Below are 21,808 nucleotides of genomic sequence, written 5' to 3'. Positions count from 1 at the left end.
TCAGCGTCGCTCCTTTTCGTTTCCTGGTCGGCGTGAGTCATTCCATTATCGGCCGGAGCCCGACACCACCGACGTGATACGGTGGATGGCGAAGTCGCGCAGCCTTCCCGACGCCGAATCAAAGGCCACCAGCTGGCCGCCCCGGACGCTGATCGGCGACACAACGCGCTGGGTGGCCACGCCGGCCGCGTCTAGATAACCGATCACCAGGGTGTCTTGTTCCCTGGCGGCGCGCTGCAAGAGGGTCATGGTGGTTGCCGGGTCGACGCGGACGTTGCCGAACGGTGCGGCGGTGACCTTGCGCAGCACCGCGACGACCGCGTGCAGGCTGTCGCTGTTGGGACGCCGCGCCGGGCGATAGGGGCGGCGTTGCTGCGGGGCGGCCAGCCGGGCGCCGCGGGGCCGCACGTCGACGATGGCGCCCGTGGAGTCTTCGGCGGCCGGGGCGAAGCCCGCGGCCCGCAGCGCGGCGAGCACCTCGCCGATCGGCGCCGGGGACACCGCCACCGTGGGGGCCAGGGCGCGCAGCTGCACCTCGTCGGTCGCGGGTGCGGCCACGGCCTGGGCCAGCAGGGCCGGGTCCTCGCAGCGCACGAACGACGCGGCCATGCCGATCCGCAGCTGCCCGTGTCGGCGCGCGACGTCGTCAATGAGGTAGGTAAGCCCTTGGGGCACCGGCGTTTTGGAGTGGTTGGCGAACAGGGCATGCATCCAGTCGCGGGTCTTGCCGACGTCGAGCGCATGCCGGATGGACTGCTCACTGACGCGGTACACCATCGCCGTGCCGGCGGATTCGACGGTGGCCACCGTGGCGAGTTGCTCGGCCAGGTCGCGCTGCAGCGGCCCGGGCACCACCACCGTCAGGTCCGCCTGCACCAGGAAGTGATCGACGGGTTTGGGGAGCGCGCGGGTCATCGCATCGATCGCGACCTGCGGATCGTTGTCCTCGTCCAGCAGCGCCCGACCGGGCGTGCTGATCGCCCCGCGCCCCACCAGGCCCATGGCGTGGCTTTCGGTGAGCAGATCCCCGACGGGCCCCGGCTGTAATCGCTTGGCCCAGCGGGGACGCCGCCAGATCAGCGCGGCCGATGCTTCCGCCGCGTCGACGCCGGCGCCGGGCGGGAGCTCCGCGAGCATCCCGAGCAACAGCCGGCGATCCAGCGGCGCGGCCGTCGAATACAGGGCATCGGTAAGGGCCCCATAGGGTTTGGCGTCGGGGCCACGAGTGCCGATCAGCGCGGGCCGGCTGGGGAGGTCGAGCCAGCTGCTGGCCAACAGCTGCCAGCGCTCGGCGGTGGACAACGCGGCGAACCGGTCGGTGGCGACCGTCGGAGCCCAGTAGGGCGCCTCACCGGCGGCCGGTTCGGGGTCAGGCATGCCACTGGCGATCAGTCCGGCCGCGGCCGCGACTTCGAGGACCAAACCCAGCCGCGGCTCGTCGATGCCGGTCGACTTGCTCAGCCGTTTGACGTCCCGAATTCCCAGCCCGCCACTGCGCAGCTCGGAAATCGGTGCGGCGGAAAGTGTTTCGAGTAGGACGTCGAGCTCCCGCAAAAGGTCGATGGCGGCGCCGGCGGCCGTCGCGTCGGTGTCGTCGGCGGTGGTGGTCGACACCACCGGGTCGGGTGCGGTCAGCTGCATCGGGCCGGGCGTCTCGCCGCGCAGCACCTGTCCCACGTGGCGGGGCAGGATCACGGTCTCGGCGTCGACGCGCCGCAACAGGCCCATGGCCAGCAGTTGGGGGACCGGGCGGTCCGCCGCCGCGCCGGGCGCGGCGTCACGGGTGCGGCCCATCGGCGAGCCTTCGAGGAGTTTCTCCAGCACGTCGAGCTGCGGCTGGTTGAGGTCGTCGATCAGGCCGGTGATCTGCTCGGCGTCGCGCGAGGTGTCCTCGAGGATGACCTGCCCCGGATGCCACGGCATTCCCGTCCCGGCGTCCGGGGCGAGCCGCAGCGCGGTCTCGCCCCAGACCAGGACGCGTTGCCGGAGGTCGTCGACCGCGTCGAGGACGTCGACTTCGGGGGCGCGGTCGCCGATCAGCGCCAGCAGCTTGGCGGTCGGCACCGGTTCCGCGTCGGCCTGCAGCACCAGTAACGCATCGAGCACGGCCAGCCGCAGGAAGTCGAGATCGTCGGTGGCAGCCTTGATCGACTGGCGGGCCTGGGCTCGGGCGGCCAGCGCGGCGATGCTGCCGGGCGGGGGCTGGGCGAGGTCCGGCCGCAATTCCAGCAGTCGAATCAGGCGCTCATCGGATAACTCGGCCAGCCACGACCCCAGCGGGATATCCGGGGTGTTGTCGGTCATCGCTGACCAGCGTAAAGCAGGTCATGAATACCGGGCGGACAGCGATGGGCGGCGCAAACCTACGGTCTTGCGCCACGCGCTTTCGGGCCACCTGTCAGAATGGACAACGTGGCTGACACTGCTGAGGGCAAAGCTCGCAAAACCAAGTATGTCGACAACGGCTGGCCGACGACGGACCCCGACGACCACGCGGTCAGCGAACTCGTGACCGACCGGACGGGTGCGCTGTCGCCCTTCGGCGAGCTGACGTTCCCGCTGCCCTCCGCCGAGCTGCCCTACCTGCACCCGGTCACCGTGGTCAATCGGTAGGTCTCCACATGGCTAGGGCCCCTGAGGCCTCGAAAGCCTCGGCGACCTGGGTGTCGGGAGAATCCCGCTCAGGTGCGCTGTCACACGTGGACGAGCAGGGGGCGGCCCACATGGTCGACGTCAGCGAGAAGGTGGCCACCAAGCGGACCGCCGTGGCCGCGGGCGCCCTACGCACGTCGGCGCACGTGGTGGCGCTGATCTCGACGGGGGGCCTGCCCAAGGGCGACGCGCTTGCCACCGCCCGGATAGCGGGTATCCAAGCGGCAAAGCGCACCAGCGATCTCATTCCGCTCTGCCATCAGCTCGCGCTGACCGGGGTCGACATCGACTTCGACGTGGCCGAATCGGACATCGAGATCACCGCGACGGTGCGCAGCACGGACCGTACGGGGGTGGAAATGGAAGCGCTGAGCGCCGTCAGCGTCGCGGCTCTGACGCTCTACGACATGATCAAAGCGGTCGACCCGGCCGCGCGGATCGATGACATTCGAGTCCTGCGCAAGGAAGGCGGCAAAACCGGAATGTGGACGCGGTCATGAGCACTCGATCGGCCCGCGTCATCATCGCCTCGACCCGGGCGTCGGCCGGACAGTACGAAGACCGATGCGGGCCGATCATCACCGAATGGCTGACGCAGCGGGGCTTTTCGCCCGGCGAACCGGAGGTGGTCGCCGACGGGTCGCCGGTCGGCGATGCGCTGCGCAAGGCGATCGATGACGACGTCGACGTCATCCTCACCTCCGGCGGCACCGGCATCTCACCCAGCGACAGCACCCCGGACCAGACCGTGGCCGTCATCGATTACCTCATTCCCGGCCTGGCAGAGGCGATCCGCCAGTCGGGCCTGCCCAAGGTGCCGACGTCGGTGTTGTCCCGCAGCGTGTGCGGCGTGGCCGGGCGGACCCTGATCGTCAACCTGCCGGGGTCACCTGGCGGGGTGCGCGATGGGCTCGGGGTGCTCGCCGACGTGCTCGACCACGCGCTCGACCAACTTGCCGGTAAAGACCACCAGCGATGACGCTGGTCGTGCGCGCCGCGATGACCGAACACCCGATTCTCCTGGCTGAGCATGAAGAGCTGGTGGGCCACCAGTCGGCGGGGGCCATCGTCGGGTTCGTCGGCATGATCCGTGACCATGATGTCGGGCGCCGCGTGGTGCGGCTGGAGTACTCCGCACACCCCTCGGCCGCCCAGGTCATGGCCGATGTGGTGGCCGATGTCGCGGCGCAGTCCAGCGGCGTACGCGCCGTGGCCGCCAGCCACCGCATCGGTGTGCTGCACATCGGAGATGCGGCATTGGTGGCGGCGGTCGCCGCCGACCACCGGCAGCAAGCATTCGCCACCTGCGCGCAACTGGTCGACACCATCAAGGCGCGGTTACCGGTGTGGAAACACCAGTTCTTCGCCGACGGCTCCGAGGAGTGGGTGGGCTCGGCGTGACGCCGTAGCTAGCTGAGCCGCCGAGATTGGTGCGCCGTGCCCGACACGCCCCGAACAGGAGGGTTTTCGGGGCGTGCGGGGAATCTGTGGCGCCGGAGGCTCAGGCGTTGGACGACGGCTGAGCCAGGGCGTCCAGCGCGTCGTTCCCCTGAACGTCCTGTGCCCGAATCGCTTCCCAGAGCTGCTGGGTGTAGCTGGCGTCGGGCGTGAGCTCCGGCATGCCGACCGGGACGAAACCTTGGAAGTCCGCGTCCGCGACGGGCGCGTCCGCCGGAGGCGCGGGCGGCATCGCCTCGGCCGGGGGCTCAGGCGGCAGGTCGGCCGGAGGTGCGGCCTCCGCGGGAGGTGCGGCGTCCGCGGGGGGTGCGGGCGGCATCGCGTCGGCCGGGGGCGCCGGCAGTTCTGCCGGGGCTTCCGGCGGTGCCGGACGGTCGAAGGAGGCCAGCTGCACCGGAGCGGGCGGCGGGGCGTCCTGCGGGGCCTGCGGCGCCGGTGCGCCGTTGACGCCGGGCGCATCCAGCGGGGCGTCCAGGCCGGCCGGAGCGGGCACCTCGCGCGGGCTGGGGGCCGACAGCGGGCCGCCACAGACGGGCCACGCGCCGCGGCCCTGAGTCGCCAGCACGCGCTCGGCGACGGCGATCTGCTGTTCCTTGGTGGCAAGTTCGGCCGACGGGGCGTATTGGCCGCCACCGTGTGAGGACCACGTGCTGGCGCTGAATTGCACCCCGCCGTGGTAGCCGTTGCCGGTATTGATGGCCCAGTTGCCGCCGGACTCGCAGCGGGCTACCTGGTCCCATTCGCCGTCGGTGGCCGCGGCCGCCTGGCCGGCGAGGGCGATGCTGCCGCCACCAAGCACTGCGCCGGTGAAGGCGATCTTGGCGACATTGACACTGGATGCGGTGGGCTTACGGTGACGTCCGCTCATGCGCGCCGATGTATTCCTCTCTCGTCACGCGCCTGCGAGGTCAGCTGTCGGGTTCGGGTTGGAGAGGCCACCCGGCCGGCGTGGTCGTCGAGGACGACGTCGGCTTCACCCCTAGGAGCCGCGGGCGGCTCCAGTCCGATCACGGTGGACCGGTGGGTCCCCCGTCTCCATCCATGAGTTGGTGGCCCCCGCCTATTGGATGGAGCTCGGCGCGATAGGGAGGGGAGGTCCGCCAATCGGGATGGCTGGCGAGCCTTCGGAGACCGTAACGGTTTCTGTTGGTCTCGTCACGTGTCGCGAAACCTGGCGTTTCGCTCTCGATAACGTGCGAAAACCGCAGGAGCACATGGTGTTTGCGCAGGTCATCGCACACGAGATTGGACCGTGACCGCGCCGTTATCGTTCCGTTATGTGAGATGTTTCACAGTTTCAGCCGCCGGAGAATGGCGGCAGAACATCGATCGTGTCACCGGATTGCAACGTCGTGGTCTCGTCGCGCACGGCGACGCCGTCGCAGAGGTACGAGCATCGGCTCAAGACGGTGGCGAGGTGTGATCCTCGCGCGGCGAGCCGCTCGACCAGTTCGCCGACCGTGGTGCCGGGGCGCACCACCAGCGTCTCGGACTCGACGCCCGCGGCCGCCTGGGCGGCCGCGAAGTAACGCACGGTCACTGAAATACCGGTTGCCTGGACGGGGGACTGCCCCATGGGGCTAGCCACCGATCGCGCTCATCGGGCGGTCGGGCTGGATGAAGTTGGGGTCGTTGATGCCGTGGCCGGCGGGTTTGCCCCACATCGCGGTGCGCCACGCCGCCTCGATCGCCTCGTCGGGCGCGCCGTTGCGCAGCAGCCCCCGAAGGTCCGTCTCCTCTTTGGCGAACAGGCAGCTGCGGATCTGGCCGTCGGCCGTCAACCGGGTGCGGTCACACGTCGAGCAAAAGGCATGCGACACCGATGCGATGACACCGACCTTGCCGCCGGGCGTGTCGGCGCTCTCGTCGACCAGCCAGAGCTCGGCGGGAGCGGAACCGCGCGGCGTCGGGTCGGGCCGTAACTGAAAGTGCGGGCGCAGCGCCGCCAGCACGTCGTCGGCGGTCAGCGTCGCATCGCGGCTCCATTGATGTCCGGCGTCCAGCGGCATCTGCTCGATGACCCGCAACTGATAGCTGTGTTCGAGGCAGAAGCGCAGCAGCTGCACCACGTCCTCGCGGCCGGTCGCGGGGTCGAGCACGGCGTTCACCTTCACTGGCGCCAACCCGGCCGCATGGGCGGCGGCAAGGCCGGCCAGCACGTCGTCGAGCCGGTCGCGGCGGGTGATGGCCGCGAAATGCTCGCGGTCCACGCTGTCCAGCGAGATGTTGACCCGGTCCAGGCCGGCCCGCGCGAGCGCGGCGGCGCGCCGCGCCAGCCCGACGCCGTTGGTCGTGAGGGAGATCTCGGGGCGGGGCCGCAGGGCGGCCGCCGCGGCGACCACCTCTTCGAGGTGGCGCGCCAGCAACGGCTCACCGCCGGTGAATCGCACGCTGGTGACCCCCAGCCGGGTGACCGCGATGTGCATCAGCCTGGCCAACTCGTCGGCAGTCAGCAGTTGCTCGCCCGGCAGCCAGTCCAGGCCCTCGGCGGGCATGCAGTAGGTGCATCGCAGGTTGCAGCGATCGGTCAGGGAGATCCGCAGGTCCGTGGCGATGCGCCCGTAGGTATCCACCAACGGGCCGGTGGACGGTGCCTTTCCGGGAACGACGCGGCCGCCCGCGGAGCGATCGGGGCGGCTCCGCACGGTCGGGAAATTCAAGGCTGTCAGGGTCATGCGGCCACCGGCGGCGCGTGGTGAAGCGGCGAGTCGACGGGAACGATCTCCTTGCCCAGCGGCATCAGCGACACCGGAATCAGTTTGAGGTTGGCCAGCGCCAGGGGGATGCCGACGATCGTCAGCGCCATCGTCAGCGCGCTGACCAGATGACCGATCGCGAGCCACACCCCGAACAGCACGACCCAGATGACGTTTCCGATCAGGGCGCCGGACCCTGCGGTCGGCCGGTCGACAATCGTGCGGCCGAATGGCCACAGCGCGTAGGAGGCGATGCGCAGCGACGCGAAGCCGAACGGGATGGTGATGATCAGCAGAAAGCTGACGAGGGCCGCAACCAGGTATCCGGCGGCCATCCAGAGGCCGCCGAACAGAAGCCAGATGATGTTCAGGATCAGGCGCATATCTCCTCCGCGGGGTAATACCAAGCGTACCGAGTGACCAATAACGGGGGTGCTCGTTAGGCCCGCGTCCGAGTAGGATCAGACTCTTAATACGGCGTCCTGCGCAGGCGGGACGCTTATTGTGTTGCCTATTTCTATTGATCCGTAAGACAAGCAGGTGAGACCAGTGCCGACCGGCAAGGTTAAGTGGTACGACGCTGACAAGGGCTTCGGCTTCCTGTCGCAAGAGGACGGCGAAGACGTCTACGTCCGCTCGTCGGCGCTGCCCGCCGGGGTCGAGGGGCTCAAGCCGGGCCAGCGGGTGGAATTCGGTATCGCCTCCGGACGGCGCGGGCCGCAAGCGTTGAGCCTCAAGCTGATTGAGCCGCCGCCCAGCCTGACCAAGGCGCGCCGCGATGCCCCTGCCGAGCACAAGCACAACCCCGACGAACTGCACGGCATGGTCGAGGACATGATCACGCTGCTGGAAAGCACCGTGCAGCCCGAGCTGCGCAAGGGCCGCTACCCGGACCGCAAGACGGCGCGTCGGGTGTCCGAGGTGGTCAAGGCAGTGGCACGGGAGCTCGACGCCTAACTGAAGCCAATTTGCAGACGACGGCTCGGTGGCGGGCCGCAGATGGGGTACTCACACCCCATGACGGTCGTCTAGCAAGGAGGCTGCGATGGCACAGCAAGCGCAGGTCACCGAGGAGCAGGCGAGAGCGCTCGCCGAGGAGTCTCGCGAAACCGGTTGGGATAAACCGTCCTTCGCGAAGGAACTATTTCTCGGCCGTTTCCCGCTCGAGCTGATACACCCGTTCCCCACACCCACTGAAGCCGACGAGAAGCGCACCCGCGCGTTTCTCGACAGCGTGCGCGGATTCCTGGACACCGTCGAGGGCAGCGTCATCGAGCGCGATGCGCAGATTCCCGACGAGTACGTGAAGGGTTTGGCCGACCTGGGCTGTTTCGGGATGAAGATTCCCACCGAATACGGCGGCCTCGGCATGTCGCAAGTCGCGTACAACCGGGCGCTGATGATGGTGACGAGCGTTCATCCCAGCCTTGGCGCACTGCTGTCGGCCCATCAGTCCATCGGGGTGCCCGAGCCGCTCAAGCTCGCCGGGACCCCGGAGCAGAAAAAGAAGTTCTTGCCGCGCTGCGCCGCCGGGGCCATCTCGGCGTTTTTGCTCACCGAACCCGACGTGGGCTCCGATCCCGCCCGACTGGCGTCGACGGCGACCCCCGTCGACGACGGCCAGGCCTACGAACTCGACGGCGTGAAGTTGTGGACCACCAACGGCGTGGTGGCCGAACTGCTGGTGATCATGGCGCGGGTGCCCCGCAGCGACGGGCGCCGCGGCGGCATCAGCGCCTTCGTCGTCGAGGCCGATTCGCCCGGGATCACCGTGGAGCGACGCAACGCGTTCATGGGCCTGCGCGGCATCGAAAACGGTGTGACCCGCCTGCACCGCGTGCGGGTCCCGCGCGAAAACCTGATCGGCTCCGAAGGCGACGGCTTGAAGATCGCGTTGACCACGCTCAACGCCGGACGGTTGTCGATCCCCGCGAGTGCGACGGGCTCGTCGAAGTGGGCGTTGAAGATCGCGCGCGAATGGTCCGGTGAGCGCGTGCAGTGGGGCAAGCCGCTGGCCGAGCACGAAGCGGTGGCCCGCAAGCTCTCGTTCGTCGCCGCGACCGTCTATGCGCTCGATGCCGTCCTCGAGTTGTCCGCGCAGATGGCTGACGAAGGGCGCAACGACATCCGGATCGAGGCCGCGTTGGCCAAGTTGTGGTCCAGCGAGATGGCCTGCGTGATCGCCGACGAGGTCATGCAGATTCGGGGTGGGCGGGGTTATGAGACCGCGGAGTCGCTGGCCGCGCGCGGAGAGCGCGCGGTGCCCGTCGAGCAGGTGTTGCGCGATCTGCGGATCAACCGCATCTTCGAGGGTTCCAGCGAGATCATGAGGTTGCTCATCGCACGCGAGGCGGTCGACGCCCACCTCGCCGCGGCCGGCGACCTCGCCAAGCCCGACACCGGCCTGCGGCAGAAGGCCGCCGCCGCGATCGGCGCGAGCGGATTCTATGCAAAGTGGTTGCCGCAGCTGGTGTTCGGTGAAGGACAGCGGCCGCGGGCCTACCACGAGTTCGGCCCGCTGGCCGCACACCTCCGGTTCATCGAACGCTCCAGCCGCAAGCTCGCCCGCAACACCTTCTACGGCATGGCGCGCTGGCAGGCCAAGCTGGAGCAGCGGCAGGGGTTCCTGGGACGCGTCGTCGACATTGGCGCCGAGTTGTTCGCGATGTCCGCGGCGTGCGTGCGGGCAGAGTCGCAACGCGCCGCCGATCCGGTGGCGGGGCAGCAGGCCTACGAGTTGGCCGAAACATTCTGCGCCCAGGCGACGCTGCGGGTGGAGACGCTGTTTCGCGCCATGTGGGATAACACCGACGGCAGCGATGTGCAGCTGACCCGCAACCTGCTGCAGGGCCGGTACAGCTGGCTGGAGGACGGGATCATCGATCAGTCCGAGGGCACCGGACCGTGGATCGCGCATTGGGAAGAGGGTGCGTCGACCGAGGCCAATTTGGCCCGGCGGTTCTTATCCGACGATCGCTCGGCAACGAGCCCGCGTTGAGCCACGATGGAACACATGGCTTCCTACATCGCGCAGTCAGGCGAGTTCAATCGCGACACCGACTACATCACCACCCGCATCACCGCAGATGGGCGCGACGGCTACCCGGTCGAGCCAGACCGGTACCGGCTCGTCGTCGCCCGCGCGTGTCCGTGGGCCAACCGCGCGATCATCGTCCGCCGGCTACTGGGGCTTGAAAGCGTTCTCTCGATTGGCTTTTGCGGCCCCACCCACGACGAGCGTAGTTGGACGTTCGATCTCGATCCGGGTGGTGTGGACCCGGTGCTGAAGATCCCGCGGCTGCAAGACGCCTACTTCAAGCGGTTCCCCGACTACCCCAAGGGCATCACGGTCCCGGCGATCGTCGACGTGCCGACCGGGGCCGTGGTCACCAACGACTTCGCGCAGATGACGTTGGACCTGTCGACGCAGTGGTCGGCATACCACCGCGACGGCGCGCCCGAGCTCTACCCCGAGCGGCTGCGTTCAGAAATCGATGAGGTGAGCAAGCGGGTCTACACCGAAATCAACAACGGGGTGTACCGCTGCGGCTTCGCCGGCTCGCAGCAGGCCTACGAGGCCGCCTATGACCGACTGTTCGCCGCGCTGGATTGGGTCAGCGAGCGGCTGGCCAAGCAGCGTTATCTGGTGGGGGACACCATCACCGAGGCCGACGTGCGGTTGTTCACCACCCTGGCCCGCTTCGACCCGGTGTATCACGGGCATTTCAAGTGCAATCGCAGCAAATTGAGCGAGATGCCGGTGCTGTGGGCCTACGCGCGCGACCTGTTCCAGACGCCGGGGTTCGGGGACACCATCGACTTCGTCCAGATCAAGCAGCACTACTACATCGTCCACGCCGACATCAACCCCACCCGCATCGTGCCCAAGGGCCCCGATCTGTCCGGCTGGCTATCTCCGCACGGACGAGAAAGCCTGGGCGGCAAGCCCTTCGGGGAGGGAAAGCCGCCGGGCCCGCCGGTCGGAGGCGAACGGGTACCGGCCGGCCACGGGGCCTGACCGTCGCCGTCGACGTTGGGCAAAGAAAGTTAAAACGCTAGCCGCACAGACCATTCCGCGTGCGGGACATCGCGGAGCTCGCCCGCCGGGTCCACCGCCAAGGTCAGCAACTGCACGACGATCCCGGCCAGGCGGCCGCGATGCGGGTCGACCGGGGGAATGGTCACGGCGAGCCGGGTGCCCGGCCGAAAGATGGTGCTGGTGGAATTCGTTGGATCCTCATACACCTGCACCAGGCGCCAGGGCGCCCGGTAGATGGCATCGGGCACCGAGAGTTGAATCGGATACCGCTCGCTGACCTGGAGCTCACCCTGGGTCTGCGGCGTCTCACAGTCTTCGAGGTTGAGCACGTTGCAGTAGAGATAGGGCCCCACCCGGGTCAGGTGGCCATGCGAGTACGCGCTGATCTCGGGCCGTTGCGGACCGGAGCGGCCCACCAGCAGCCACGTGCCGACCCCGACACCCACACACGCCAGAGCCATCAGGCAGGCCAGTAGCACGGCCATGCCGCGGTTGATACGGGGTTTCACTCGGCGACCACCGCCGGGCTGCCGACACCGCGGCGCATACCCTCCTGCTCGACCATGATGGGCCTATTACCTCCCAGGCCGGGAATCAGCGAGTTGCCGCGGAAGCTGACCAGCGTCTGCGCCAGGCCCAGGATGAGCAGGGCAGTGACCGCGGTAAAACCGACCCACAGATCGGTGTACACCAGCACACCCACGGCGCCGCCGAGGACCCAGGCCAACTGCAGCGTCGACTCCGAGCGCCCGAAGCCCGAGGCGCGCGATTCCTCCGGCAGATCGTTCTGCAACGAGGCGTCCAGGGAGGCCTTCGCGATCGCGCTGGCCCCCGACGTGACCAGCGTGGCGATCGCGGCCAGCATCAGGTTGCCGGCCACCGAGGCCGCCAACGCGACCGCGCTCACCGCCAGCGTGCAGCGCACCACCAGCACGGCGGGCCTGCCCAGTTTCAGGCGCGCGCTGGTGAAGTTGCCGACGAAGTTGCCGATGCCGGCCGCTGCGCCGATCACCCCGAGGATGGCGATCTGCGCCCACCCGCTGGCGTCATGCGCCTTGGCGACGAACGCGGGGTACAAGAACAGGAACCCCACCATGACCTTGATGGTGCAGTTACCCCACAGCGACGTAATGATGTTGCGGCCCAAGGGCTGTCGAAGCGTTGCCGTGGCCTTCTTGGGGACCTTCTTGAATTCTTCGGGCCAGCTCCGGCGCAGGGGTTCGCTGTCCTGGCGGTAGCTCAGCGTGGCGGGAACCTCACCGGCGGTCACCTCGACCCAGCGCGGAATCCGCATGGACAGCGACGCCCCGGCGATCGTGACCGCAACGACGACGAACAATGCCCCGGGCAGCTTGAACAGATGGGTGCAGACGAATTCGACGCCGCCCGCGATGGCGCCCCCGGCGATGGTGCCGCCCAGCAGGCCGAACATGGTCAGCCGCGAGTTGACCCGCACCAGGTCGATGCTCGGCGGCATCACCCGGGGCGTCACCGCGCTGCGCAGCACGCTGAACGACTTCGAGAACACCATCATGGCCAGCGCGCACGGATACAGCACCCACGACGGATAGCTCCCGCTGGCGCCGTCGTAGTTCATGATCAGCACCAGCGCCAACGCCGTGCGGAGGGCGAACGACGCGGCGAGCGCGACGCGGCGGCCATGCTGCAGGCGGTCCAGCGCCGGGCCGATGAGGGGGGCGATCACCGCGAACGGCGCGATGGTGATCAGCAGGTACAGCGCGACGCGGCCCTTGCTCTCCCCGGTCGCCGCGGCAAAGAACAAGGTGTTGGCCAGCGCGACGGCCATCGCGGCGTCCACCGCGAAGTTGGCTACCGACGGCCACGTCAGTGCGGTCAGACCGGACTTGTCGGCGCCGTCGGCCGTCGCGGCGCGTTGCACCATCCAGTACATCCGCGAACCCATTTCGCGGCTGCGCAGCGCCGCGGCGCGGGTGACCGTGATCCGCTCGCCAGAAGTCGGCCCACGAGGGGGCGCGCTGTTGCCGCGGTCCGGTTGCGGCTGGCGGCCCAGCGGGGGCAGATAGCGGTTGGCGCTGGGCATCGGCGGCGGGCGGCGTGTCCGGCGCTGCGCGCTGTCGCCGGCGGGGTAGTTGGCCGCGCCCGGATGTTGTGCGGCAACGCCATTGGGGGCCCGGCGGCCCGGCTTGGAGGCCACCCGGCCCGGATCGTCTTGCCGCCGCCCAGACACTCCCCGATTCTCCCCTATGCCGGCGACATGCGTCTGCAGGTAACGGGGTGTCGCTCGTCAACCTAGTATTGGAACCGCAATGCACACAGAAGACAGCGTGACCAGACCCACCGAGGGATCCTCCGTGGCGACCGTGGGCGAGTGGCCCGAAGGGTTGGCGGCGGTGCTCACGAGCGCCGCCGACCAGGCCAGGGCCGCCGTTGTGGAGTACAGCGGGCCGGAGATGCTCGGCGATTATCTGGGCGTCAGCTACGAAGACCCGAACACCGCCACCCACCGGTTCCTGGCGCATCTGCCCGGCTACCAAGGGTGGCAGTGGGCCGTGGTCGTGGCCGCCTATCCCGGCGCCGATCACGCCACCGTCAGCGAAGTGGTGCTGGTTCCGGGGCCGACCGCGTTGCTGGCCCCGGAATGGGTGCCGTGGGAGCAGCGGGTACGGCCAGGGGACCTCAGTCCCGGGGACCTGTTGGCCCCCGCCGCCGACGATCCTCGGCTGGTTCCCGGCTACACCGCCAGCGGTGACCCGCAGGTCGACGAGACCGCCGCCGAGATCGGGTTGGGCCGACGCTGGGTGATGAGCGGCGAGGGCCGCGCGGAGGTGGCCGAGCGCTGGCACACCGGCGACTACGGCCCCGACTCGCCGATGGCGCGATCCACCAAGCGTGTGTGCCGCGACTGCGGATTCTTCCTGCCGCTGTCCGGATTCCTCGGGTCCATGTTCGGCGTGTGCGGCAATGAACTGTCGGCCGACGGGCACATCGTCGACAAGCAGTACGGCTGTGGTGCGCACTCGGACACCCCCGCGCCGGCGGGCACCGGGTCTCCCGCGTACGAGCCCTACGACGACGGCATGCTGGACGTCCACCAGGCGCCGGTCGAGCCGACCGCGTCGTCAGAGCCGTCGGAGCCGTCGGAGCCGTCGGAGCCGTCGGAGCCGTCAGAGCCATCGGAAGCCCAAACGGAGTCGCTGACCGAAGCTCCGGAGGCGCAGGCCGAGACCGAGGCCGCCGAATCCGATCAGCAGTCCCCGCCCCCGCCTCAGGGCGAGACGCCGGACTAGCTGCTTGCGCCTTCTTCTGCGACGGCCTTGATGCGCGCCAATGTGGCGTTCATGCCGTCGAGCAGTTCGTGTTCGAAGCTTTCGGTGCCGCCGAAGAGCGCCTTGACCGACAGGTTCGAGAACGCGGTGACGCCGTTCTCGGCGTGGCGGCTCTCGATCACTCGGGTGCCCTGGCCGGCCGGCTCGAGTTCATAGCTCCAGATGGTGTGGTTGGCGTCGACGCGAAACGCGAGTTTGCGGTCCGGCACGATCTCGACCACTGTGCAGGTGGTCGGCCAGAACATTCGGTTGCGGCGGTTGAGGTTGAGGGTGCGCGTGCCCTGACGCACCGGACCGAACGGCTTCATCCAGCGGCACTGCGGACTCCACTCCGGCATTCGCCGCAGATCGGAAATCAATTCCCATACTTTGGAAACGGGTGCGTTGATGTCGACGTGCGCTTGCAATAGCGGGGCTACCATCGCTCCTCCAACAGGTCAGCGAATCATTTCTGGTCGAGATAATTTTCGAGTCCGGTCTGGGCGCCGCGCGCACCGCGACGGGCCGCGGCAAGTTGGAACAAGAAAATGGTCGTTCCGAGCAGTCCCACGCCCAGCCCGGCCAGCGTCACCGGGCGCCAGCTCGCCAGGGCGGGCACCAGAAACGCCGCGGTCGCCGCGACGACCCAGCCCAGCGCCCCGAGCGCGATGAACGGCCACGCGTGCATCAGGACCGCCGGCAGTGGCGGTGCCGCGCGGTGGTGGCCAGGCTCGGCGGACATCGCGACTAACATAGCCCGCCGCCGGCACGCGCCCATGGCACACCTACTCGCCGAAATGGATGATCGGAATTCCTGAGCAGACCGGGATGGGCGCGCAGCTAAGCGTTTCGATGAAATTCCGTGCGGTTTAGTGAACACTCGTCGTTCACCGGTTGGTGTCCCGGTTTCTCAGGCTTCCGTGTAACCTCGCGCCATGCCTGACAGCGATGCGCGGCTCGCCAGCGACCTGTCACTGGCTGTTATGCGGCTGGCCCGCCAACTACGGTTCCGCAACCCGTCGTCGCCGGTGTCGCTGTCGCAGCTGTCGGCGCTGGCGATGCTGGCCAACGAAGGCCCGATGACGCCCGGCGCCCTGGCTATTCGCGAACGGGTCCGGCCGCCGTCGATGACGCGGGTGATCGCGTCGCTGGCCGAGATGGGTCTGGTGGACCGCGCGCCGCACCCCGTCGACGGCCGGCAGGTGCTCGTCTCGGTTTCCGAGTCCGGGGCGGAGTTGGTAAAGGCCAACCGTCGCGCCCGTCAGGAATGGCTGGCCAAGCGGCTGTCGACCCTGGACGCCGACCAACGCGACATTCTGCGCAGCGCGGCCGATCTGATGTTGGCGTTGGTCGACGAAAGCCCGTGAGCGCCGATGCCGGCAGCGTCCACGACGTTGACGACCCCGACGACCCGAGGCTCGATGATTTCCGCGACCTGAACAGTATCGATCGCCGCCCCGACCTGCCGTCGGGCAAAGGGCTGGTGATTGCCGAAGGCGTGCTGGTGGTCCAGCGCATGCTCGCGTCCCGGTTCCGCCCGCATGCGTTGCTCGGCACCGACCGCCGGCTCACCGAGCTCAAAGAGGACCTGGCCGGCAGCGACGTCCCGTTCTATCGGACGTCCGCCGACGTCATGGCCCGCGTGGTCGGTTTCCACCTCAATCGCGGCGTGCTGGCCGCCGCCCGGCGGGTGCCGGAGCCCAGCGTGGCCGAGGTGATCGCCGGCGCTCGCACCGTCGCGGTGCTCGAAGGGGTCAATGACCACGAGAACCTCGGCTCGATTTTCCGCAATGCGGCCGGGCTGGGCGTCGATGCGGTGATATTCGGCAGCGGGTGCGCCGACCCGTTGTACCGCCGCGCCGTCCGGGTGTCGATGGGGCACGCGCTGCTAGTGCCGTATGCGCGCGCAACTTCTTGGCCTGCCGAGCTGATGACGTTGAAAGACAACGGGTTTCGGCTTCTCGCGATGACCCCGCAGGACTCGGCATGCCCGCTGGCCGAGGCGATGACGGCCGCGCGCGGCGAACGCGTCGCGGTATTGGTGGGCGCCGAGGGCCCCGGTCTCACGCCGGCCACCCTGCGGGTGAGCGACGTGCGGGCGCGCATCCCGATGACGCGGGGCACCGACTCGCTCAACGTCGCGACCGCGGCCGCCTTGGCGTTCTACGAGCGCGCCCGCCTCGGCGACGTCGTGGGCCACGCGGCGGCGAAAGGCGGCGATGAACGGCCAGGCTAGGCTGCGGCTGATGAAAGACGAGTCCGTGCCCTGGGCAACGGGTTTGACGGTGACCGCGTTCGTCGCGGCAGTCACCGCTGTGGCGATCGTGGTGCTCAGCCTGGGCTTGGTTCGCGTGCACCCGCTGCTGGCCGTGGGGCTGAACGTCGTGGCCGCCGGGGGTCTGGCGCCCACCCTGTGGGGGTGGCGGCGCACCCCGGTCCTGCGCTGGTTCGTGCTGGGGGCCGGGGTCGGCGTGACGGGAGCGTGGGTCGCGCTTCTCGCGCTGGCGGCCGCGGGTGGGCCCTAGTGGTGATCGCGAGCGCGGCGTAGCCGGGCGAAGTGGGTCGCCGCCCTCCAGTCCTAGCGCTGCCCGCCCGAGCGCACGCCGAGCAGCACGTCCTCCCACGCCGGGATGACCGGCTTGCCCCTGCGGGTGTGCACCGGCTTTTCGTCCGGCTCCGGGGCCGGGGTTTCCGCGACGGGAGGCTTCGCGGGCTCTTCGAAATCGACGTGGGCTACCCGCGCCACCGGCCGCAGCGGACGCTCGAAGGTCGGATCGATCAACGCGCTGGCCGCGTCGTCGATGGCGGTCACCGTTCCGCCGTGGGCGCCGGGAGCGAAGCAGAAATGCGCAAGGTTGTCCGAACGTCCGACCTTCCACGCGAGCTGCACCGTCCAGCGGTTGTCCTCGTTGCGCCAGGCGTCCCAGCTGAGTTTGTCGTGGTCGAGACCGCGGGTCACCAACGCGGCGCTGACGGTCTCCAGCAAGGTCAGTACGGCGGGACCGTCGGCCAGCATGGGGTGCGCGGCGGTTGCCAGCTCCGCGGCGCGGAACCGTTCCAACAACACCGGGTGAGCAAAACGGCGGATCCGCGAGACGTCCGAGCCCGACGCCGCGGCCACCTGCTCGACGGACGCGCCTGCGCGGATCTTGGCCTGAATTTCCTTGGGGCTGAGCATGTTGGTGACTTCAATCTCGAGCTGCGGTTGCTCGGGGTGCTGGGCCGCATCGCGCAGAACGGCTCGCAGGCGGTCGTCGGCCGCCAGCTTGAACTGCTCCGCGGGATCATCGCTCTCGCAGATGATGTATTTGCTGTCGGCATCGAGCCCAACCACTTTGAGTTCCCGCATGGCTATCTCCTCGCAGGCTCCGTGCAGGTCAGCGACGGACCCGTCACGGCGCACTTTAGTCCAGCAACCGCCCATCACCTGTGCTGACACGCTGGGCGGTGGCGCGCCGATTGCCCTCCAGTCAGTGTCTGTTCGTCCGCGTCCTCAGCAGCCTGTGTCGGGCGGCGTCGTCACCGGTCTAAAGGCGCTCGACGACCCAATCGACGCACTGCGTCAGAGCGCTGACGTCGTCGGGGTCCACCGCCGGAAACATCCCGACCCGCAGTTGGTTGCGGCCGAGCTTGCGGTACGGCTCGGTGTCGACGATGCCGTTTGCGCGCAGGATCTTCGCCACGGCCGCGGCGTCGACGTCGTCGGCGAAATCGATGGTGCCCACCACCTGCGAGCGCAGCTTCGGGTCGGTGACGAACGGGGTGGCGTAGGACCGCTCTTCGGCCCACGAGTACAGCCGCCCCGAGGAGTCGGCCGTGCGCTTGACGGCCCAGTCCAGCCCGCCGTTGTCCAGCATCCAGTCGACCTGCTCGGCCATCAGCGCCAGGGTTCCGACCGCCGGGGTGTTGTAGGTCTGGTCCTTGAGGCTGTTCTCCACCGCGATCGGCAGTGACAGGAAGTCGGGCACCCAGCGGCCGGAGGCGGAGACGGACTCGACGCGGGCCAGCGCGGCGGGGCTCATGACGGCCAGCCACAGGCCGCCGTCGCTGGCGAAATTCTTCTGCGGAGAGAAGTAGTAGGCATCGGTCTCGGCGATGTCGACCGGCAGGCCGCCCGCGCCCGAGGTCGCGTCGATGACGATCAGCGCGTCGCCGGAATCGGCGGGCCGGGCGATGGGTACCGCGACGCCGGTGGACGTCTCGTTGTGCGCCCAGGCGATCACGTCGACCGAGGGGTCGCTCTGCGGCTCGGGCGCGCCGCTGGCGTCCGCCTTGATGACGACCGGATCGCCGACGAAGGGGTTCTTGGCGACCGCGGAGGCGAACTTCGAGCTGAACTCGCCGAAGGACAGGTGCAACGACCGCTTGTCGATCAGGCCGAAGGCCGCGGCATCCCAGAACGCGGTCGCGCCGCCGTTGCCGAGAATGACCTCGTAGCCTTCGGGCAGCGAGAACAGATCGGCGAGCCCGGACCGCAGCCGGCCCACCAGATTCTTGACCGGCGCCTGTCGGTGCGAGGTTCCGAACAGCGGCGCCGCGGCCGTGGTCAGCGCCTGCAGTTGTTCGGGCCGGACCTTGGACGGGCCACACCCGAAGCGGCCGTCGCGGGGTTTGATGGCGTCGGGAATTTCAAGGGGAACTGTGAGCTGGTCAGCCATGCTCATCAGGGTAGTGAGCCGCCCCGGTGGGGCGATCCCCCGGGCCGACCGCCGGTGCCTGCCGTCGCGGCAAAAAGCCTGCTCGGGCAGTCTCCCACGTTTCACCGGGTGTGATCCAGGGCATACAAATTTGATGACCACTGGTCAGGTCACAGTGCCTCGGAGGGGTCTAGGAAATATCCGGTACCTCCGGTACTGTCTGGACATAGCACGTCCAAATGTAAACCTCGTTGAGGAGGCCTAGACTATGGCTAGGACGCGATTGGTCCGGCGTTGGCGCCGCAACATGGAAGTGCGCGACGACGCTGACTACGTCAACATGCTTGCCACACTGTCCGAGGGGTCGGTGCGGCGGAACTTCAACCCATACACCGACATCGATTGGGAATCACCGGAATTCGCTGTCACCGACAACGACCCCCGGTGGATCCTGCCGGCGACCGACCCGCTGGGCCATCATCCCTGGTACCTGGCGCAGTCAGATGAGCGCAAGATCAAGATCGGGATGTGGCGCCAGGCCAACGTGGCGAAAGTGGGACTGCACTTCGAATCCATCCTGATCCGCGGCCTGATGAACTACACGTTCTGGGTACCCAACGGATCGCCCGAATACCGGTACTGCCTGCACGAGTCGGTCGAAGAGTGCAACCACACCATGATGTTCCAGGAGATGGTCAACCGCATCGGCGCCGACGTCCCGGGCATGCCGCGGATGCTCAAGTGGCTTTCGCCGTTGGTCCCGCTGGTGGCCGGGCCGCTGCCGGTGGCGTTCTTCATCGGAGTGCTCGCCGGCGAGGAGCCCATCGACCACACGCAGAAAAACGTTCTGCGCGAAGGCAAGTCGCTGCACCCGATCATGGAACGGGTGATGGCGATTCACGTCGCCGAGGAAGCCCGCCACATCTCGTTCGCCCACGAGTTCCTGCGCAAGCGGGTGCCGGAGTTGACCAAGAGGCAGCGATTCTGGACCGCGTTGTACCTGCCGCTGACCATGAAGGCGCTGTGCCGCGCAATCGTGGTCCCGCCCAAGGCTTTCTGGCAGGAGTTCGACATTCCGCGTGCGGTCAAGAAGGAGCTGTTCTTCCGCTCGCCGGAATCGCGCAAGTGGCTCAGCGACATGTTCGGTGACGTGCGGATGCTGGCCTATGACACCGGGCTGATGGAGACGCGCTCGGCGCGGTTGATGTGGCGGCTGTGCAAGATCAACGGCAAGCCGTCGCGCTACCGCAGCGAGCCGCAGCGCCAGCACCTGGCCGCGGTCCCGGCCGCATAACGGGTCCGGTCTGTAGGTTTCATGCCGCACGTTATTACCCAGTCGTGCTGCAACGACGGGTCCTGTGTTTTCGCGTGTCCGGTGAATTGCATTCACCCCACGCCGGACGAGCCCGGCTTCGCCACCTCGGAGATGCTTTACATCGACCCGGTGGCGTGCGTGGACTGCGGCGCGTGCGTGAGCGCCTGCCCGGTCGGGGCCATCGCGCCCGACACTCGGCTGGATACCAAGCAGCTGCCCTTCGTCGAGATCAACGCGTCGTTTTACCCGAAAAGGCCTGAGGGCGAGAAGCTTCCGCCGACCTCCAAGCTGGCCCCGGTCATCCCGGCCGCCGAGGTGCGTGCCCGCCGCCGGCCGCTGACCGTGGCGATAGTCGGATCGGGTCCGGCGGCGATGTATGCCGCCGACGAGTTGCTCACCCAGCACGGCGTGCGCGTCAACGTCTTTGAGAAGTTGCCCACCCCGTACGGGCTGGTGCGGGCCGGGGTCGCGCCCGATCACCAGAACACCAAACGGGTCACCCGCCTGTTCGACCGGGTCGCCGGCCACGACCGCTTCCGCTTCTATCTCAATATCGAGATCGGCAACCACCTCAGCCACGACGACCTGTTGGCTCACCATCACGCCGTGCTGTACGCGGTGGGTGCTCCCGACGACCGTTGCCTGGACATCGAGGGCATGGGTCTGGCCGGTACCGGGACCGCGACCGAATTGGTGGCCTGGATCAACGGGCATCCCGACTTCGCCGATCTGCCAGTCGATCTCAGCCACGAGCGGGTGGTGATCATCGGCAACGGGAATGTCGCCCTCGACGTCGCCCGGGTGCTCACCGCGGACGTCGACGAGCTGGCCCGCACCGACATCGCCGACCACGCGTTGGCGGCGCTCCGCGGCTCGGCGGTGCGTGAGGTGGTGATCGCCGCCCGGCGCGGCCCGGCCCAGTCGGCGTTCACGTTGCCCGAACTGATCGGGCTCACCGGTAGCTCCGAGGTCGTGCTCAGTGCGGCCGACCACGAGCTGGTCATCGCCGACCTCGCGACGGCGTCGGACCCCCTGACGAAGAGCAAGCTGGAAATCTTGAGCACGCTGGGCGACGCGTCGGCGCCGGCGTCACGCCCGCGGATCAGGCCGGCGTACCGGCTCACTCCAAACCGTGTGCTGGGGGAGCAGCGCGGGACCGGTGTGGAGTTCTCGGTCACCGGAACCGATGAGGTGCGCCGCCTGAATACGGGTCTGGTGCTAACGTCGATCGGCTACCGCGGCAAGCCAATTCGCGGTCTTCCCTATGACGAATCGGCGGCCGTGGTGCCCAACGACGGCGGGCGCGTCGTCGATCCCGCCACCGGCGCACCGGTGCCGGGCGCATACGTCGCGGGCTGGATCAAGCGGGGCCCGAGCGGATTCATCGGCACCAACAAATCGTGCTCGTTCCAGACCGTGCAGGCCCTGGTCGCCGATTTCAACGCCGGCACGCTGACCGACCCGGTGGCCAAGGCCGAGGCGCTGACCGCCCTGGTGCGCGCCCGCCGGCCCGACGCCATCGACGCGGCCGGCTGGCGCGCCATCGACGCCGCCGAAATCGCGCGCGGCAGCGGTGACGGCCGGCCCCGCAGCAAGTTCACCGACGTCGCCGCGATGCTCGCGGCCGCGGCGACCGCCGAGCCGGCGCCGCCGCAGCGACGCCGGCTCTTGGACCGCCTGCTCGGCTAGAACCGGTGAGGCGATCCGCTTCGCGCGCGATCGCC

The 21,808-nt window shown here is 68.6% G+C and carries 23 protein-coding genes, 1 pseudogene and 1 riboswitch; of the genes and pseudogenes, 13 read left to right on the top strand and 11 right to left on the bottom strand.

Annotated features, from left to right (window positions below; genetic code table 11):
* Positions 1 to 45 precede the first annotated feature (45 nt).
* Complete coding sequence (locus ACZ50Z_RS16140) at positions 46 to 2,304, bottom strand: helicase-associated domain-containing protein (RefSeq protein ID WP_464484454.1); 2,259 nt, start codon at positions 2,302 to 2,304, stop codon at positions 46 to 48.
* Between the two features lie 108 nt (positions 2,305 to 2,412).
* Between ACZ50Z_RS16140 and ACZ50Z_RS16135 the strand changes: the two genes are divergently transcribed.
* From ACZ50Z_RS16135 to ACZ50Z_RS16120, 4 genes are read left to right on the top strand one after another with little or no spacing between them, the layout of a single operon-like run.
* Positions 2,413 to 2,613: a hypothetical protein gene (locus tag ACZ50Z_RS16135; RefSeq protein WP_464484453.1), complete on the top strand. Its 201-nt coding sequence runs from the start codon at positions 2,413 to 2,415 to the stop codon at positions 2,611 to 2,613.
* Between the two features lie 8 nt (positions 2,614 to 2,621).
* Positions 2,622 to 3,152, top strand: coding sequence for a cyclic pyranopterin monophosphate synthase MoaC (gene moaC / locus ACZ50Z_RS16130; RefSeq protein ID WP_464484452.1), 531 nt, complete (start codon positions 2,622 to 2,624; stop codon positions 3,150 to 3,152).
* The gene (locus tag ACZ50Z_RS16125) at positions 3,149 to 3,631 is read left to right on the top strand and encodes a MogA/MoaB family molybdenum cofactor biosynthesis protein (protein WP_464484451.1); all 483 of its coding nucleotides are present in this window, start codon (positions 3,149 to 3,151) and stop codon (positions 3,629 to 3,631) included. Before moaC ends, ACZ50Z_RS16125 begins: the two co-directional genes overlap by 4 nt.
* Positions 3,628 to 4,053 carry a molybdenum cofactor biosynthesis protein MoaE gene (locus ACZ50Z_RS16120; RefSeq protein ID WP_464484450.1) on the top strand — a complete coding sequence of 142 codons (426 nt, stop codon included), beginning with the start codon at positions 3,628 to 3,630 and terminating at the stop codon, positions 4,051 to 4,053. Before ACZ50Z_RS16125 ends, ACZ50Z_RS16120 begins: the two co-directional genes overlap by 4 nt.
* Positions 4,054 to 4,153: 100 nt before the next feature.
* On the opposite strand, the gene ACZ50Z_RS16115 is transcribed toward ACZ50Z_RS16120, so the two are convergent.
* The 4 genes from ACZ50Z_RS16115 to ACZ50Z_RS16100 form a co-directional block, all read right to left on the bottom strand.
* A complete protein-coding gene (locus ACZ50Z_RS16115; protein WP_464484449.1) occupies positions 4,154 to 4,978 on the bottom strand; it encodes a transglycosylase family protein in 825 nt (274 codons plus the stop codon).
* A 13-nt stretch (positions 4,979 to 4,991) separates the two neighbouring features.
* Positions 4,992 to 5,175, bottom strand: a riboswitch (cyclic di-AMP (ydaO/yuaA leader).
* A gap of 232 nt (positions 5,176 to 5,407) precedes the next feature.
* The gene (locus ACZ50Z_RS16110; RefSeq protein WP_464486267.1) at positions 5,408 to 5,686 is read right to left on the bottom strand and encodes a MoaD/ThiS family protein; all 279 of its coding nucleotides are present in this window, start codon (positions 5,684 to 5,686) and stop codon (positions 5,408 to 5,410) included.
* A 4-nt stretch (positions 5,687 to 5,690) separates the two neighbouring features.
* Positions 5,691 to 6,785 (bottom strand): GTP 3',8-cyclase MoaA, encoded by a 1,095-nt coding sequence (gene moaA, locus ACZ50Z_RS16105; protein ID WP_464484448.1) that lies wholly within the window; start codon positions 6,783 to 6,785, stop codon positions 5,691 to 5,693.
* Positions 6,782 to 7,189 carry a YccF domain-containing protein gene (locus ACZ50Z_RS16100; protein ID WP_464484447.1) on the bottom strand — a complete coding sequence of 136 codons (408 nt, stop codon included), beginning with the start codon at positions 7,187 to 7,189 and terminating at the stop codon, positions 6,782 to 6,784. Before ACZ50Z_RS16100 ends, moaA begins: the two co-directional genes overlap by 4 nt.
* A gap of 166 nt (positions 7,190 to 7,355) precedes the next feature.
* Here ACZ50Z_RS16100 and ACZ50Z_RS16095 point away from each other — a divergent pair, with 166 nt between their 5' ends.
* The 3 genes from ACZ50Z_RS16095 (at position 7,356) to ACZ50Z_RS16085 (ending at position 10,824) form a co-directional block, all read left to right on the top strand.
* On the top strand, positions 7,356 to 7,763 hold the full coding sequence (locus ACZ50Z_RS16095; protein WP_464486266.1) for a cold-shock protein: 408 nt from the start codon (positions 7,356 to 7,358) through the stop codon (positions 7,761 to 7,763).
* 88 nt (positions 7,764 to 7,851) lie between these two features.
* Positions 7,852 to 9,804, top strand: a complete 1,953-nt coding sequence (locus ACZ50Z_RS16090) for an acyl-CoA dehydrogenase family protein (RefSeq protein WP_464484446.1) — start codon at positions 7,852 to 7,854, stop codon at positions 9,802 to 9,804.
* Between the two features lie 15 nt (positions 9,805 to 9,819).
* Complete coding sequence (locus tag ACZ50Z_RS16085; protein ID WP_464484445.1) at positions 9,820 to 10,824, top strand: glutathione S-transferase family protein; 1,005 nt, start codon at positions 9,820 to 9,822, stop codon at positions 10,822 to 10,824.
* Positions 10,825 to 10,853: 29 nt separating this feature from the next.
* Here ACZ50Z_RS16085 and ACZ50Z_RS16080 read toward each other — a convergent pair whose 3' ends face one another.
* Together ACZ50Z_RS16080 and ACZ50Z_RS16075 are read right to left on the bottom strand one after the other, a co-directional pair.
* Positions 10,854 to 11,354: a DUF2771 domain-containing protein gene (locus tag ACZ50Z_RS16080; RefSeq protein WP_464484444.1), complete on the bottom strand. Its 501-nt coding sequence runs from the start codon at positions 11,352 to 11,354 to the stop codon at positions 10,854 to 10,856.
* Entirely contained in the window at positions 11,351 to 13,021 is a 1,671-nt protein-coding gene (locus tag ACZ50Z_RS16075; RefSeq protein ID WP_464486265.1) for an MFS transporter, read from the bottom strand. Before ACZ50Z_RS16075 ends, ACZ50Z_RS16080 begins: the two co-directional genes overlap by 4 nt.
* A 130-nt stretch (positions 13,022 to 13,151) precedes the next feature.
* Here ACZ50Z_RS16075 and ACZ50Z_RS16070 point away from each other — a divergent pair.
* Positions 13,152 to 13,934, top strand: a pseudogene (locus ACZ50Z_RS16070) (DUF3027 domain-containing protein); the annotation flags it as partial.
* 176 nt (positions 13,935 to 14,110) lie between these two features.
* On the opposite strand, the gene ACZ50Z_RS16065 reads toward ACZ50Z_RS16070, so the two are convergent.
* Both ACZ50Z_RS16065 and ACZ50Z_RS16060 read right to left on the bottom strand, forming a co-directional pair.
* Entirely contained in the window at positions 14,111 to 14,575 is a 465-nt protein-coding gene (locus ACZ50Z_RS16065) for an SRPBCC family protein (RefSeq protein ID WP_464484443.1), read from the bottom strand.
* A 23-nt stretch (positions 14,576 to 14,598) separates the two neighbouring features.
* On the bottom strand, positions 14,599 to 14,874 hold the full coding sequence (locus tag ACZ50Z_RS16060) for a DUF2530 domain-containing protein (protein ID WP_464484442.1): 276 nt from the start codon (positions 14,872 to 14,874) through the stop codon (positions 14,599 to 14,601).
* 193 nt (positions 14,875 to 15,067) lie between these two features.
* Between ACZ50Z_RS16060 and ACZ50Z_RS16055 the strand changes: the two genes are divergently transcribed.
* From ACZ50Z_RS16055 to ACZ50Z_RS16045, 3 genes are read left to right on the top strand one after another with little or no spacing between them, the layout of a single operon-like run.
* Entirely contained in the window at positions 15,068 to 15,499 is a 432-nt protein-coding gene (locus tag ACZ50Z_RS16055) for an Rv0880 family HTH-type transcriptional regulator (RefSeq protein WP_067258402.1), read from the top strand.
* Positions 15,496 to 16,368, top strand: coding sequence for a TrmH family RNA methyltransferase (locus ACZ50Z_RS16050; RefSeq protein WP_464484441.1), 873 nt, complete (start codon positions 15,496 to 15,498; stop codon positions 16,366 to 16,368). The genes ACZ50Z_RS16055 and ACZ50Z_RS16050 overlap by 4 nt, the downstream gene beginning before the upstream one ends.
* Positions 16,369 to 16,378: 10 nt before the next feature.
* A complete protein-coding gene (locus tag ACZ50Z_RS16045; protein WP_464484440.1) occupies positions 16,379 to 16,657 on the top strand; it encodes a DUF2537 domain-containing protein in 279 nt (92 codons plus the stop codon).
* Positions 16,658 to 16,710: 53 nt separating this feature from the next.
* Here the strand turns inward: ACZ50Z_RS16045 and sepH are convergent, their stop codons facing one another.
* Both sepH and serC read right to left on the bottom strand, forming a co-directional pair.
* On the bottom strand, positions 16,711 to 17,481 hold the full coding sequence (sepH, locus tag ACZ50Z_RS16040) for a septation protein SepH (protein WP_464484439.1): 771 nt from the start codon (positions 17,479 to 17,481) through the stop codon (positions 16,711 to 16,713).
* A gap of 178 nt (positions 17,482 to 17,659) precedes the next feature.
* A complete protein-coding gene (serC, locus tag ACZ50Z_RS16035; RefSeq protein WP_464484438.1) occupies positions 17,660 to 18,790 on the bottom strand; it encodes a phosphoserine transaminase in 1,131 nt (376 codons plus the stop codon).
* Positions 18,791 to 19,037: 247 nt separating this feature from the next.
* On the opposite strand from serC, the gene ACZ50Z_RS16030 reads away from it, so the two are divergent.
* Together ACZ50Z_RS16030 and ACZ50Z_RS16025 are read left to right on the top strand one after the other, a co-directional pair.
* The gene (locus ACZ50Z_RS16030; protein WP_464484437.1) at positions 19,038 to 20,063 is read left to right on the top strand and encodes an AurF N-oxygenase family protein; all 1,026 of its coding nucleotides are present in this window, start codon (positions 19,038 to 19,040) and stop codon (positions 20,061 to 20,063) included.
* A 21-nt stretch (positions 20,064 to 20,084) separates the two neighbouring features.
* Positions 20,085 to 21,773 (top strand): FAD-dependent oxidoreductase, encoded by a 1,689-nt coding sequence (locus tag ACZ50Z_RS16025; RefSeq protein WP_464484436.1) that lies wholly within the window; start codon positions 20,085 to 20,087, stop codon positions 21,771 to 21,773.
* Positions 21,774 to 21,808 lie beyond the last annotated feature (35 nt).

The organism is Mycobacterium sp. NTMscope_MAC_269, assembly GCF_976985695.1.
This window is presented reverse-complemented; position numbering and strand designations above follow the sequence as displayed.